General features: G+C 32.0%; 13 protein-coding genes. 6 read left to right on the top strand and 7 right to left on the bottom strand.

Going from position 1 to position 14,485, the window contains the following annotated elements; translation table 11 throughout:
• The first annotated feature begins 23 nt into the window (after nucleotides 1-23).
• Nucleotides 24-1,007, top strand: a complete 984-nt coding sequence (locus HM992_RS12555; protein WP_178985320.1) for a PorP/SprF family type IX secretion system membrane protein — start codon at nucleotides 24-26, stop codon at nucleotides 1,005-1,007.
• A gap of 101 nt (nucleotides 1,008-1,108) precedes the next feature.
• On the opposite strand, the gene HM992_RS12550 is transcribed toward HM992_RS12555, so the two are convergent.
• Both HM992_RS12550 and HM992_RS12545 read right to left on the bottom strand, forming a co-directional pair.
• On the bottom strand, nucleotides 1,109-1,489 hold the full coding sequence (locus HM992_RS12550) for a hypothetical protein (RefSeq protein ID WP_179319907.1): 381 nt from the start codon (nucleotides 1,487-1,489) through the stop codon (nucleotides 1,109-1,111).
• A 12-nt stretch (nucleotides 1,490-1,501) separates the two neighbouring features.
• A complete protein-coding gene (locus HM992_RS12545) occupies nucleotides 1,502-3,622 on the bottom strand; it encodes an elongation factor G (RefSeq protein ID WP_179319906.1) in 2,121 nt (706 codons plus the stop codon).
• Nucleotides 3,623-3,853: 231 nt separating this feature from the next.
• Here HM992_RS12545 and hpf point away from each other — a divergent pair, with 231 nt between their 5' ends.
• The 4 genes from hpf (at nucleotide 3,854) to HM992_RS12525 (ending at nucleotide 6,009) form a co-directional block, all read left to right on the top strand.
• Nucleotides 3,854-4,156, top strand: coding sequence for a ribosome hibernation-promoting factor, HPF/YfiA family (gene hpf / locus HM992_RS12540; protein ID WP_179319905.1), 303 nt, complete (start codon nucleotides 3,854-3,856; stop codon nucleotides 4,154-4,156).
• A gap of 3 nt (nucleotides 4,157-4,159) precedes the next feature.
• Nucleotides 4,160-4,552: a hypothetical protein gene (locus tag HM992_RS12535; RefSeq protein WP_179319904.1), complete on the top strand. Its 393-nt coding sequence runs from the start codon at nucleotides 4,160-4,162 to the stop codon at nucleotides 4,550-4,552.
• Between the two features lie 81 nt (nucleotides 4,553-4,633).
• Entirely contained in the window at nucleotides 4,634-5,443 is an 810-nt protein-coding gene (locus tag HM992_RS12530) for a DUF1853 family protein (protein WP_179319903.1), read from the top strand.
• Between the two features lie 2 nt (nucleotides 5,444-5,445).
• Nucleotides 5,446-6,009, top strand: a complete 564-nt coding sequence (locus HM992_RS12525; protein ID WP_179319902.1) for a pseudouridine synthase — start codon at nucleotides 5,446-5,448, stop codon at nucleotides 6,007-6,009.
• Here the strand turns inward: HM992_RS12525 and HM992_RS12520 are convergent.
• Together HM992_RS12520 and HM992_RS12515 are read right to left on the bottom strand one after the other, a co-directional pair.
• Nucleotides 5,999-6,730, bottom strand: coding sequence for a hypothetical protein (locus tag HM992_RS12520; RefSeq protein ID WP_178985313.1), 732 nt, complete (start codon nucleotides 6,728-6,730; stop codon nucleotides 5,999-6,001). The two genes, HM992_RS12525 and HM992_RS12520, sit on opposite strands and share 11 nt — an antisense overlap.
• Nucleotides 6,731-6,828: 98 nt before the next feature.
• On the bottom strand, nucleotides 6,829-8,343 hold the full coding sequence (locus HM992_RS12515) for a DEAD/DEAH box helicase (protein WP_178985312.1): 1,515 nt from the start codon (nucleotides 8,341-8,343) through the stop codon (nucleotides 6,829-6,831).
• Between the two features lie 138 nt (nucleotides 8,344-8,481).
• On the opposite strand from HM992_RS12515, the gene HM992_RS12510 reads away from it, so the two are divergent.
• Nucleotides 8,482-9,048, top strand: a complete 567-nt coding sequence (locus HM992_RS12510; RefSeq protein WP_179319901.1) for an ExbD/TolR family protein — start codon at nucleotides 8,482-8,484, stop codon at nucleotides 9,046-9,048.
• On the opposite strand, the gene HM992_RS12505 is transcribed toward HM992_RS12510, so the two are convergent.
• From HM992_RS12505 to HM992_RS12495, 3 genes are all read right to left on the bottom strand, one after another.
• Nucleotides 9,041-9,457, bottom strand: coding sequence for a 3D domain-containing protein (locus tag HM992_RS12505; protein WP_179319900.1), 417 nt, complete (start codon nucleotides 9,455-9,457; stop codon nucleotides 9,041-9,043). The genes HM992_RS12510 and HM992_RS12505 overlap by 8 nt on opposite strands.
• Nucleotides 9,458-9,882: 425 nt before the next feature.
• Nucleotides 9,883-12,192 carry a T9SS type A sorting domain-containing protein gene (locus HM992_RS12500; protein ID WP_179319899.1) on the bottom strand — a complete coding sequence of 770 codons (2,310 nt, stop codon included), beginning with the start codon at nucleotides 12,190-12,192 and terminating at the stop codon, nucleotides 9,883-9,885.
• 145 nt (nucleotides 12,193-12,337) lie between these two features.
• On the bottom strand, nucleotides 12,338-14,338 hold the full coding sequence (locus tag HM992_RS12495; RefSeq protein ID WP_179319898.1) for an alpha-ketoacid dehydrogenase subunit alpha/beta: 2,001 nt from the start codon (nucleotides 14,336-14,338) through the stop codon (nucleotides 12,338-12,340).
• Between the last annotated feature and the right edge of the window lie 147 nt (nucleotides 14,339-14,485).

The raw sequence follows: 14,485 nt of genomic DNA, 5'->3' as shown, positions 1-14,485 counted from the left end.
TAAGAACTTTATAAGATAACATCATGAAAAAATTTCCCCTTTATATTCTTTTTTTGGTCTTTGCTCAGAGTTATGGTCAAGAATTAAACTTACCTGTATGGACACAATATTTGGCCGATAACGATTTTGTTATTTCACCTACTTATGCAGGAATTGGCGATAATTTAAAAATTAGAGCCAACGGATTAACGCAGTGGGTTGGTATAAAAAATGCACCAGATAATCAATCTGTATATGCTGATTTTAGAATCGCTGATCGTTCAGGAATTGGAATATCTGCATATAATGATAAGAATGGTAACACACGTCAAAAAGGAGTTAAGTTTTCTTTTGCTCATCATTTGACTTTAGATTATAAAACGAAGCAGTTCTTATCCTTTGGTTTATCTTATAATATTAATAGTTTTAGAGTTGAAATAGAGAATTTTAATACCACCTATGACATTCCTATTTTAGATCCAGCTATTACGGATGATAGAGGAATATCTAACAACAACTTTGACGCCGGAATTTTATACCGTTGGAAAGCCTTTTATTTAAGCTTTAATGCTAATAACTTTTTAAACAAAGATATTGACCAATATTTAGGTGTTGAACCAAGTAAGTTATTGAATTATCAATTTTATACAGGTGTAGTAATTAAAAGTCGAAATAATAAAGATGTAGAATTTGAGCCATCTGTATTTGTACAAATGTTTGATAGCGATAAACGATCTAGTACCGATATCAACTTTAAATACAGAAAATTTAATAGAAAAGGAGATTATTATTTTGTAGGAGGATCTTACCGTTTTTTAAATGATCAATTCATGAAGCCTTTAAACATTGGTCCAATGGCAGGTATAACTTTCAATCAATTCTTTTTTGCATATTCATATCAACTAACAATGAACGATTTATCTGGTTTTAATTCTGGAACACATATGATAACAATTGGATTAGACTTTTTACAAGGAGCAAGTAATTGTGCCTGTACTAAAGGAACTAGTCAGAGTTACTATAGATAGGTTTTTGTTATTATTAGATAGCACCAATACAACTTCAAGAACACGCAAAACCCATAATGGATTTTGCGTTTTTTTATTCCATATATTTCAAGTTTTAAAGGCTATACTACCTCAATGAAGAAATCCATGAGATCTTCCTTTAAATCATAATGCATTTTTATGTACGTCCGCATATCTTCTTTTAAAGTATGCTGTTCATTTTGAAGTCGACCATCTATAGCTTCATTAAAATCTGAAGTATTGATTGTTGCCATTTTATTTCTACATCTGTGCATTAATTTTTTAATGGCATCTTTTTCTATCATTATTCGATTTTGAAAAACTTCTAATTTCTTAAATCCAAATGAATCATCTAGACGAGGGACTAATTCTTCTAACTTTTCCTGAAACGTATCCATTTCATTAAAATGAAACCGTAATTCACGTTTCCATGTTTCTATATTAAACTTTAAATCGCTTAAATACAATATTTTACTTTGCATAACTTTAATGTTTTAAGTGGTTACTAATTCTTGTTCTTTTACTAATTGTTTCTGAATATGACTTGGTACAGTATTATAACCATCAAAACTTGAACTATAGGTAGCTCTACCCTGTGTTAATGAGCGTAACTGACTAGAAAAATCTGTTAATTCAGAAGCCGGCATGGTACATTTTAGTATCTGATAATTTGCTTCATTCTCTATACCTTGAATGATAGCACGTCTGCTTTGCAATTCTGTCATTACGTTACCAACCATTTCTCCTGGCACAGTCAGTTTCATTTTTTCAATAGGCTCTAATAATTTAGGGTTTGCATTTAAAAAGGCAGCTTTAAAAGCATATGCACCAGCAATTTTAAACGAGATATCATTAGAATCAACAGCATGCATTTTTCCATCGTAAACCATAACTCTAATATCTCTAATATAAGAGTCAGTTAACGGTCCAGATTCCATAACATCTAAAATCCCCTTCATTACAGAAGGTAAATAGCGTTGGTCTATTACACCACCAACAATACAATTATAGAATACTAATTTTCCACCCCAAGGTAAGTCCACTACCTCTTTTCCTCTTAGAGAAAAACCTTCTGGTTCTGGCATACCTTCATAATAAGGTTCAATTTTTAAATGCACCTGACCAAATTGTCCGGATCCTCCACTCTGCTTTTTGTGCCTGTAATTTGCTGTTGCACTCCGTTGAATGGTTTCACGATATGAAATTTTAGGAGCTTCAAAACGTGCTTTTACATCATAAATATTCTCCAATATCCAGACTATAGTTGCTAAATGCAGTTCACCTTGTGTTCCAATTAACGTTTGATGTGTCTCATCGTTATAACTTAAATCAATCGTTAAATCTTGACTATGCATTCGTCTTAATGCATCGCTAAGTTTCTCTTCTTCAGTAGTGCTTTCTGCAAAAACGGCCTTTACCAATCTTGGTTGAGGGAAATTAATTGGTTTTATAGTTCCTGCTTCTACTTTGGTCGCTAAAGTGTCGTTAGTTTCAGTAAACTTTAATTTTGTTGTGGCTCCAATATCACCAACGGTTAGTTTCTGAACAGAGTGCTTCTGCTTTCCATCCATAATATAAAGTTGATTTATAGCCTCTAACTCACCAGTTCTTGTATTAAAAAGCTTATCGTTAATCTTAACTTCACCAGACATAACTTTAAAAAACGTAATCTGTCCTAAATTGGGTTGATGAATATTTTTAAATACAAAAAGGGATGTATCTGCATTTAATTCGGGTTTTATAAGTTTACCTTCAATAGTTTGTTCTGGATTTAAATCAGCTGCTGCTGGAGCAACATTATCAATAAAGCCCATTAAACGGCCTGTCCCCATATCTTTTAATGCAGATACACAAAATATAGGAAAGATATCATGATTTAACATGCCTAGTTTTATACCTTCTCTTAATTCGTTTTCGTTAAGTGTTCCTTTATCAAAATAACGTTCCATAAGATCTTCATCATTTTCAGCCGCTTTTTCTACGAGTTCATTATGAAGTTGGTCTGCATATACTTTTTGATCTTCAGGAATTGCTAACTTTTCAGGCTTCCCTCCTTCGGGTCCAAATTTGTAGCATTTCATTTTAAGCACATCAATAATACATTGTGCTCTATCAATTTTAATTGGGTATTGCATTAAAACAGCATTGTTACCTACTAATTCTTTTAAGCTATTGAGACTCAATTCAAAATTAGCCTTTTCACTATCAATTTTATTGATTACAAAAAGTGTTGGTTTGTGATATTTATCGACGTAATTCCAAATAATTTCTGTGCCTATATCAACACCATGCTTTGCATTGATAACCGTTACAATGGTATCAGCAACACGAATAGAAGACATTATTTCTCCTATAAAATCATCTAAACCTGGTGTATCGATAATATTAATTTTATAGTTCCTCCATTCTGTATGCAAAGGTGTTGCAAAAACAGAAGCACCGCGTTGGTGCTCAAATTCATGGTAATCCGATATGGTATTTTGCTGTTCTACTGTGCCACGTCTGTTAATTAGACCTGCTTCAAATAACATGGTCTCAGACAATGTGGTTTTACCAGCACGATGCGTACCAACAAACGCCACATTTTTAATATGTTTATCATCAAATACTTTCATAAGCTATGTGATTTTTAGAGAGTTAGATATTGTTTAAAATATGATATGACTAAAGATACTTTTTGTTTGAAATAAAAAATATGACTTTCGTTAGGTTTTCGGATTTTATTCCAATGCTCTATAACACTACTATTTAATACCATATGTTATTACGTTAAAATCGATTTGATATCAGTTAAGTAATCAGATGAGATTTGAATAATTTTAACCTTAATTAAAATAACAGAACTTATGGATATTATATTTGAATACCACGATATAGAGACAAGTGATCGCTTAGAAGCACATGCTACGGAAAAATTAGAAACAGTATTTACACGTTACAACTTTGTGATTAGAGCCGATGTATTTTTTAAAACGGAAAATACTAGTGATGATGAAACTGGTAAAATATGTAGTATAAGATTGAGTGCTCCCGGTCCGCGATTATTTGCAGAATCATCGCATGATAATTTTTATGATGCTATTTCAGAAACGGTTAATGACTTGCTGCGTCAATTAGAGAAACGTAAAGATAAAATGAAAACGTATTAATATATGGGAGTAATTAGTAGAGATAAAAATCAAATAAATTGCATTTATGCAAGTGATTCAGACTTTGGAAATCAACTTGAAGGGTATTTAAAAGCTTCAGGGAAAAAAATTTTAATGATTAACCTTAATGATACAATGCCAACGCCTACACAATGGCAAGAATTGGCTACTGATCTTAATGTTGGAATTAATAAATTTATAGATTTTTCTAAAATAAAAAATATAGATGATGATTCTAATTTTGATACCAATGATTATGTAACCATTTTAATAAATAATCCAAAAGCTTTTAGAGGCGCTATTATATTAAATGGTGACAAAACCGAACATATTACAACGGTTACAGAAGTCCTTAAATATTTTGAAATTGATAGTTCTGATATAAAGCATCTTTAAAATAAAGTGTTCTAAAAGAGTATAACAATAATGCTTAAGACAAGTATTGTTTTGATAAAATAGTTATACTTTTAATCCTCTATGGATCAAAGCACTTTATTACGTTATAATGGGTACGTAAAAACTCCTTCATTATTTAAAATTAGTAGTTTACCTCATATAGGATTGACCGAACTCAGTTCTAAAATTGAACTTGAAGTTGATGATTTCGCCTTTAAAAATCAGCGTTTAGGTAAACTAGTAGAGGAATTTGTGTTTTACCAATTACAACAAAATAAGTCCGTAAAATGGATTTCAGAAAATTTACAAATCCAAAAAGATCGTAAGACCATTGGGGAGTTAGATGGGCTATATATTTTAAATGACACGCCTATTCATCTTGAAGTGGTTTATAAATTCTATCTATATGATACGTTAGAATCTTACAGCGAGCCTCTCTCCTATTGGATTGGACCTAATAGAAACGATTCGCTTTGTTATAAACTAGATAAACTTAAAAATAAACAGTTTCCGCTTCTCTATAATAATGAGACTAGCAAACAACTTGCTCAATATAATATTGATATCGCAAATGTTTCACAGCAGCTTTGTTTTAAAGCGCAATTGTTCCTACCCTATTATGATTCAAAAGTTAAATTTGAGGCGCTAAACGAAAATTGTGTTTCTGGTTTTTATCTGTCTTTTGAATCTATTTCTATTTTTAAGGAATTGAAATTTTATATCCCTCAAAAATTAGATTGGCTTATTGCACCTCATAATGACGTGATTTGGCAGGATTACGATACTATTAAAATGAAGATTCAAAGAGATATTGAAGCTAAACGTTCACCATTAGTCTGGTTAAAATATAATGAGACAAAACTCGTAAAATGTTTTATAACCTTTTGGTAAGTATGAAAGAACACAGCTACTTTAAATTATACAAACCTTATGGCTATTTAAGTCAATTTGTAAATCACCAAACGAAGCGTAAATCTAAAAAACTTTTAGGCGAACTCAATGATTTTCCAAATGAAACTATGGCTGTTGGCCGATTAGATGAAAAATCTGAAGGTTTATTGTTGTTAACTACAGATGGCAAATTCAGTAATTACATTACAAGTTCTGCAATAGAAAAAGAATACCATGTGATGGTCGATGGACTAATAATACCCGAAATTATTTCAGAATTAGAAAATGGTGTTGAAATTTCTGTTGAAGGAAAAGCGTATAAAACGAAACCTTGTGAGGCCAAAATTTTAACCGATACATCACATGTTTTTGAACGTTTTGTCCGAGATCAACGTCATGGCATTACATCATGGCTCTCCATTACTATAACGGAAGGAAAGTTTAGACAGGTCCGAAAAATGACAGCCAAAGTTGGTTTGCCAACATTACGGTTAGTAAGAGTTCGGATTGGTGACTATAAATTAGGAGTAATGAAACCTGCTGAGGTTTTACCAATCAGTTACTAGACGTTTCTTCAGTTGTACTAGCTGTTTTTTCCGTAATAACTACTTTTTCGTTTTGAAAAATAATTGTTGCTTTTACACCAGTCAATAAGTTCCATTCTTTAGAAGAAATCACATTACCTTTATCATCATAAACCACAAATTCAGCTGTATTTGGACCAGATTCACCTTGATTTAAAGCCACGATATCAACTGTGTTTTTTCCTTCTGCTAAGTTAACTTCTACTCGTCTATAGCTACCCGTAAGTAACAAATTATGTTTAACAATGCTTCCATTCAATAAAATTTGAACACGGTCACCATCAGGATATTGATGATCTCTACAAACAATATTTACAAATTTGGTATCTACTTTATGTTCACCTAAAAACTGATCAGACATAGTTCTAACTATGCCACCTTTTACAGCTTCTTTATTCCAACGCTTTTCATAAATTTCACCAGGACTTTTTAAACCATCGTTCTCAGTCATAGAAAATGGTTTCTCGGTTTCTCTAATTACAAATTTTTCTTCGTTGTCCTTTGAAGTACCATTAGACTTTTCTTCTTCCTTTTTTAAAATTGGTGCGACCTTGACTTTAACTAAAGCGGAATCTTTTTTCTTCTTAGATTCTTCTGCAGGTATACGAATAGATTTAGTTTCTTTATCCTTTATAACTTGGCCAAATACAGTTGTACTGCAAAAAATGCAGAATAAAAATGCTATGATATAACTCGTTTTCACTTTTATATTATTGATTTAAAGTATATGCTTGTTAAATTACAAAAATCGTACCTATTTCAAATTAAAGGTATAAATTCAGAAATCTTTACAAAAAAAAGTTAAAACTTCCCATTAAAGCTAATTCTTAACTTTCTATTATATTCTTCAAATAGCCATTCTTTGTAGTTTTGAGTACTGTTCATTATGCAATAGCAGTATTGTTTTATTCTAAAGGCAATTTCATCTTGAAGCTCTTTAGTTAAATCTCTAGCATCATAAACATCTTCGCTATTATCAATACATATTTGTGAATGTTGCGCAATGGAACGCTCAATTACTGTAAACGACTTTTTGCCTTCGTTAATAACGTTTTTATACTCTGCCTTCACATCAAAATTTAAGGTATATGATTTTTTAAATTTCACCTTTAATGAATCTGGCATCGTATAAACAAAATCACGCTCTAGTAAATCGTCTTCTACAATATTTTCTAAATAATAATCTGGATGTTTAAAAATATGTTGCCAATCTACAGGCTGATCCCAAGGCCCAAAACGAGCTTCATTATTTCCTAAATCTATGACCTGAAACGTATTTCTATCTTTGTAAATTCGGCTACCACGACCAATCATTTGAAAGTATAACGTTAACGACCGTGTGGCTCTATTTAAAATTATAGATTCCACAGAGGGCTCATCAAAACCAGTAGTTAATATACTTACAGAAGACAAAACAGCATCTGGTGTCTTTTTAAACCATTTTAAAATGTCTTTACGATCTTGCTTATTCGCTGTATTATCTAAATGCCTAACGTTATAACCAGCCTTTTTAAATGTATGATAAACTTCTTTAGATGTATAAATACCATTATTAAAAATAAGTGTTTTTTTGCCTTTTGCCATTTCCTCATAAGCCATTAATAGCTTGGATTGCATTAAGCTATTAGTATATAAAGCTTCTGAAGATTTAACGGTATAATCACCGTTAATGCCAATTTTTAAAGAGGTTAATCCAACATCATAATTAGAAACTTCTGCTTTAGCCAAAAATCCATTTTTAATTAAAGTCGAAATATCATCACCAACAATTAACTTGTTGTAATTATCTTTCATTGGTAATTTGATATTACTACTCAATGGCGTGGCTGTAACACCTAGTATAAAACAATTTTCGAAAAACTTAAATAGTTTTCTGAATGAATTATAATGAGCTTCATCAATAATTACTAAACCAATATTTTTTAACTCAAAATCATTGTCAGACAAGCGATTATTTAAGGTTTCAACCATAGCTACAAAGCACTGATACTCATCTTGATCAGGAAGTGTTTTTACCTTACTATTAATAACTTTATTCTTAACATTAAAACCAGACAATACATTAGAAGTCTGCTTACAAAGCTCAATTCTATGTGTTAAAATAACTACTTTTTTCTGATGTTGCTCAGCATAACGTCTAACGATTTCAGAAAAAATAACGGTTTTACCACCTCCTGTTGGTAATTGATATAAGAGATTAAAATCATCAGACTCATCTCGCATTACATCAAAAATGCGATTAAGGTCCTTGATCTGATAATCATAGAGGCTTTTCTCAGTTGCATTTTGTGGAATGATTTCGGTTTCTGACGACATAAACTAATTTTTGCACTTGATTAATTTCGCAAAAATAGCACATTGTAAAGGTTTACGGAATGAATTGTTAACAAGATTTAAAAAGATTGGTACTGTTATTGTATTTAAGATTTCATTAACATTTAAATATATAATATTATGAAATCATTTAAAAGACATTCTGTATCGGTTAATGCAGGATCTATGGCAGACATTGCTTTTTTGTTACTCATTTTCTTTTTAGTAACAACCACAATTTCTGCAGACAAAGGTATTTTGCGAAAGTTACCTCCTATTTGTGATACTCCAGACTGCACAGCAGATATTCCTGATCGGAATTTATTGCAAATTTCCATGAACGACAATCAACAAATTATGATTGACACGGACATTGTAAAATTAGAAGAGGTAAAAGACATTGTTGAAGCCTTTATTGATAATAATGGCAGCGATTCTTGTGATTTTTGTGAGGGTGCACAATCTAAAGACTCATCTGATCATCCTAAAGTGGCTGTAATTTCCTTAAGTCATGATGCTTTAACTAAATATGATTTATTCATTTCTGTGCAAGATGAAATCACAAGAGCTTATTATGATTTAAGAACACGCTATACTAAAGAAATTTTTAAAAAAACTCCTGATCAACTAACAAAAGGTGAATTAGTTGCGGTTCAGAAAGCCTATCCTTTTATAGTTTCGGAAATTATGGTAAAACGTTCTAATTAGTTATTGAATCTTTTGGTTGAATACAATATTCAATAACAACTTTCTTTTTGCCCCATTTTATTGCTTTTATCACATCATTGTCCATATAAATATCAATGCGTTTTCGATAGCGACGATTCATTTTATCTTTAACGGTGAATAAACTATCAAAGCCTTGAATTTTCACCTTGGTGTTATGTATTAAACCAGAATCTAGTAAATCGCGAGATACAGCAATGTATCGTAAGCCAGGTTTTAAACTATCACCAAACGCAGTGATATTTGGATTAGAATTGGTTTGGTATGCTAATGAGTTGTAGGCTGTGGCTGTAACTTGAAATGTATTTTTTATACAATTGTCTTTTGTATGATTACTGCAATTACTTAAGCTAATACAGCCCAGTGCTATAACATAGTGACTTAATTTCATACTTATAAAGATACAATGAAAATTGTTAAATTTTGTTAAAATTGTATTATGTTATACATAGTACTGTAACATATTTAAAGTTTCATAGTCTAACTAGTATAACCAATTAAAAAACATAAATTATGAGAACTTTAAACAACAATCAATTATCGAGTACGTCAACTGAAACAAAAAGTTTTAACTGGAATAAAAAAAGACGTTATAGATAATAGCCTACAATTTCATCAATCAATCAATCAATCAATCAATCAATCAATCAATAGTTATGAGAGTATTATCAAGAATCGTCAACACATCTAACAGTTTAGATGATGACTTAAAAACCATTAGACTTTAACTGAGAATAAATCTTATTTTAAGTTTAATAAAAAAGTCAGTTTCCTGTAAAAGAAACTGACTTTTTTTTATAGATTCTGTTTTAGAACTTAATTTTTAATAAGTTTTTTAGTTATAGAAGTCGTACTTGTAGATAATTTTATAAAATAAATACCACTTTGATAGTGTGATATATTCATAGTATGAGTTTCATTACTTCTCAAATTCCCTTTACTTATCTTCTTACCTAGAGTATCAAATATTTCAAAACTTACGTCTTCATTCAAATTATTTAAATCAATATTTAAGTTGTGGTTAACAGGATTAGGATATAAACTTATTAAATTTTCTATGCTAAATTCATTAACACTTAATGGATCTTGCACACTAAATGTAACAGATTCTTGACCACTAAATTCACCACCTGAAATTATTTCATTTTCATTTTCATCGTTCAAACTATAAGAGCCATCACCATAGAAGCAACATACACCATCATTTTCATCGTCGAAAATTGTAAACGTGTAACATTCATTATAAGTTGGAATCGTTATAATTTCTTGATATGATGTTGCGTCGTCGTAGGGAAAAATTGGTCCACTACTCACAACTATACCAGAACTATTTACAAGAGTCCAAGAGGTTTCTTCCCCATAATTGTCAGTTAAAAGGTCGAAAGTAATAGTCGTAGTAGCAAAGGTTGGTGAAACTTCAAAGTTAAAAGCAAAAGTATCATTAGATATATTTTCGTCTGCTATTCCATTAGGGTTAGAGACATTAATGGTAAACGAGTGGCTACCAGATCCTAAATTAGAATATGTTGGTGTATCCACTACGACACTTTCACCACTAAGTAAATTGCCTGTCCAGCTTATAGGTGTACTTGTCTCAGCATCTATAAAATAAGATATATCTGCCGAAGTTAAAGGTAAATCTCCTGAGTTAATCAATGTAACTTGAGGTGTAAAATCTGCTCCACAAAGTTCTACTACATTACCAGATCCTGCGCTGGCCCTTGCATCATTATTATATGTCTGTAAAGAAGGATATTGATCTACCATCTCGGCACCAGAATTAGAAGGATCCAACCAATCACTAAGTCTTGTTGATGCAGTAGTACCAAAATCCCAAGCGACACCGAAACGTCCATAGATATCATACCCGCCGTTGTCAACCGTACCAGAACATGCTGCGGTTCCTGCTGATAGCATACCTATTAAATGACCGGTTTCATTAAATAGACCAGAGCCTGAAGATCCCCCTTCTGTTACGCCCAATTCCCAGTCATTAATTCTCCACATTTGAGCTGTAGTATTTCCATTAAAACTTGTTGTAAACCTAATTGCCCCTTCATCATTTCTAGAAACTTTCTGAATATCTCCACTTGGATGATGAATACCAAAACTCATCGCAGGAGTTTCAGTTGTAGAATTATTCCAGCCAGCCCAAACCACATCTGGATTATTATTAAAGAAACTAGTATCAGTAATTTCAACTAATTCCATATCAGATTTTGAACTATTAGCTCTTACTACCGATCCACTAACCGTTTGGTTATAGCTACCATTAGTACTATTTGTTGTTGTTCCACAAGAAGGGTTAGGACTTCTCCAGTTAAAGCGAAATGCCCAACTACCTTCTCCTCCACTACAATGATTAGCGGTTAAAAAATATGGTGTTTCGTCATTATTAGTATTATTTACTAATGTTCCAGAACAAAATCCACCACCTGAAACTAACATGGCTACTGCCTTTTTAACTTCTTCTTTTCTAGTATTTATCTCATAAGGATCTGATGCAGGTGTAATATCACAATCCACATCTTGATTACAAGAACCAGAATCATTCAATGATTTTTGGTAACTTTCTGCTGTACGATAGCCATGTACAACTGAACCTAATGTTATTTTAGCTTCACCAACAACATTCGCAGGCTGATAATATTCTATATAGGCAACACTCCCCTCTACTAACCAAGTTCCTAACACTTCTTCAGGATTGTTATTGTGATATGTAAACGGTCTTAATAAATCTGTCTTTTCCTTATTATATACATAGAGTTTTGCTCCTTCAGGAATTTTAAACACATCAAACATAAAATTTAATGAATATGCTCCTTTAGACGAATACGCCATTCTCCAAATGCGGTCTCCATTTTCTAAAGTTGTCCACTCACCTACGTCATTAAAGTTATGATCTACGTATATATCATGGCCAAACCTCCATGGTTTAGATTTGTTTTGGTCATTAATAAGATCTTCATCTTGTAATGCTTTTAAATCGAAAGTTGGAAGTTTAAAAGGTGTCAAATCAGACACATTATTTTGACTCCAACTTGGTGGTTTTATGTTTTCAGGTATTTGTTGTGCAAAAGATAATGTGCAAGTAATAACAAGCACCAATAGTAATTTAATTTTCATATTTTAATTTTACAGGGTTAATCAATCTTAAAATAATTATAACACATCAAATTAAGACATTAATAGATTCAGTTAAAAATTTAATATACTTAAACTTTATTTTTATCTACGTAACACTATTATCAATCTACCAAAATGAGATTCTCTAATAGGTTAATAGCTGTTTCAAAGCATCTTCAAACTTTCCTTTAGCCATATACTGTTTTTCCAATTGTCCAATAAATGGAATTGGGGTTTCCATACTTGCCACACGTTTTACTGGCGCATCCAAATACTCGAAGCAGTCTTCCATTAGGAGTGCTGAAATATCACTAGCAATACCTCCAAATAAAGAATCCTCTTGAAGAATAATAGCGCGTCCTGTCTTTTTAACTGAATTAATAATAGCATCTTTATCTAAAGGTTGAAGGGTTCTTAAATCAATTAAATCTGCTGAAATATCCGAATTCTTGTCTAACGTTTCTAAAGCCCAATGTACACCTGCTCCATAAGTGATAACGGTTACAGCGTTACCTTCTTTTAAAAATGCTGCTTTACCAAATGGAATTGTAAAATAATCCGTTGGTACATCTTGTCGAATACTTCTATACAAGGCCTTATGCTCAAAGAATAAAACAGGATTGGGATCATTAATAGCTGTTGCTAATAAGCCTTTAGCATCATAAGGAAAGGCTGGATATACTACTTTTAAACCTGGTGTTTTGGTAAACCATGCTTCATTAGTTTGCGAATGAAATGGACCTGCAGCTACACCTCCACCACAAGGCATTCTGACTACAACGTCAGCTTGTTGTTGCCATCTATAATGCGATTTTGCTAAATAATTTACCACAGGATTGAAGCCCGAAGTCACAAAATCCGCAAATTGCATTTCTACAACCGATTTTATACCTGAGATAGATAATCCCATGGCAGTTTCAATAATTGCAGATTCACAAATAGGAGTGTTTCTAACCCTATCTTTTCCAAACTCTTCTAAGAAGCCTTCTGTGATTTTAAAAACTCCACCATATTCTGCAATATCTTGTCCCATAATTACAAGATTTTTATGTTTTTCCATAGATTGTTTCAAACCTTCGGAAATAGCATCGATTAAACGTAATTCTTTTGTGTCTTTATTTGGCGTATAGTCTTTATATATAAATGATTTATATACATCATTTAATTCAGCGGTTTCGCTTGGTATAATATCAGGTTCAGCATAAGCTGTATCTAAAGATGTGTCTATTGCTGTCTTAATTTCAGCATTATAAGCTTCATCAATTTGTGCTGTGAGAATCTTTTTACTAAATAAAAAGCTTCTAAAGTTTTCTATCGGATCTTTAGCTTCCCATTCCTCTATCAACTCCTTAGGCACATATTTTGTACCACTTGCTTCTTCATGACCTCTTCGTCTAAAAGTTTTAAATTCTATTAAAATTGGACGTGGCCTTTTTCTAATACTTTCAGCTAATTTCTGGACTTTTGTATAGGTTTCAATAATATTATTGCCATCTAAAATAAAAGATTCAATACCATAACCTTTTCCTCTATCCGCTATATGCTTGCAATTGTATTGTTCGTTTGTTGGAGTAGAAAGTCCGTAACCATTATTCTCAACACAAAAAATCACAGGTAAACTCCAAACAGAAGCTACGTTTAGCGCTTCATGAAAATCACCTTCACTAGTACCTCCTTCTCCTGAAAAAACAGCTGTAAGGTTTCCGTTTTTCTTCAAAAGATTCGCTAAGGCTATACCATCTGCAACTCCTAATTGAGGACCTAAATGTGATATCATCCCAACAATATTATATTCTTGAGTCCCAAAATGAAAGGAACGATCTCTACCTTTTGTAAATCCACTAGCCTTTCCTTGCCATTGACAAAATAAGCGATGTAAAGGAATCTCACGTGTCGTAAAAACACCAAGATTTCTATGCATTGGAAGAATATATTCGCTTGGTTTTAATGCCATGGTTACACCAACAGAAATGGCTTCTTGTCCAATTCCCGAAAACCATTTTGACACTTTTCCTTGACGTAAAAGAATGAGCATTTTCTCTTCGATTAGCCGCGGTTTCAGCATATTATAGTAAAGCTTCAATAACGTTTGGTCATTTAAACTTCGCTTATCGTAGGCTATGTTACTCTTTGTGATTGTTGGCATGGAATGTTGTTTCAGTAATGTTTTATATGCTTATATTTATTGGTTTCAATGGTCACATAAAACATCAAAATTAATCACTTCCTTTTGTCTAAAGGTTTAGATATAGATATTTCAAATGTAAATAAAATTGCTTCAATAATTCAAATT

Source organism: Winogradskyella helgolandensis, from assembly GCF_013404085.1.
In the GTDB taxonomy this organism is placed as follows: domain Bacteria; phylum Bacteroidota; class Bacteroidia; order Flavobacteriales; family Flavobacteriaceae; genus Winogradskyella; species Winogradskyella helgolandensis.
This window is presented reverse-complemented; position numbering and strand designations above follow the sequence as displayed.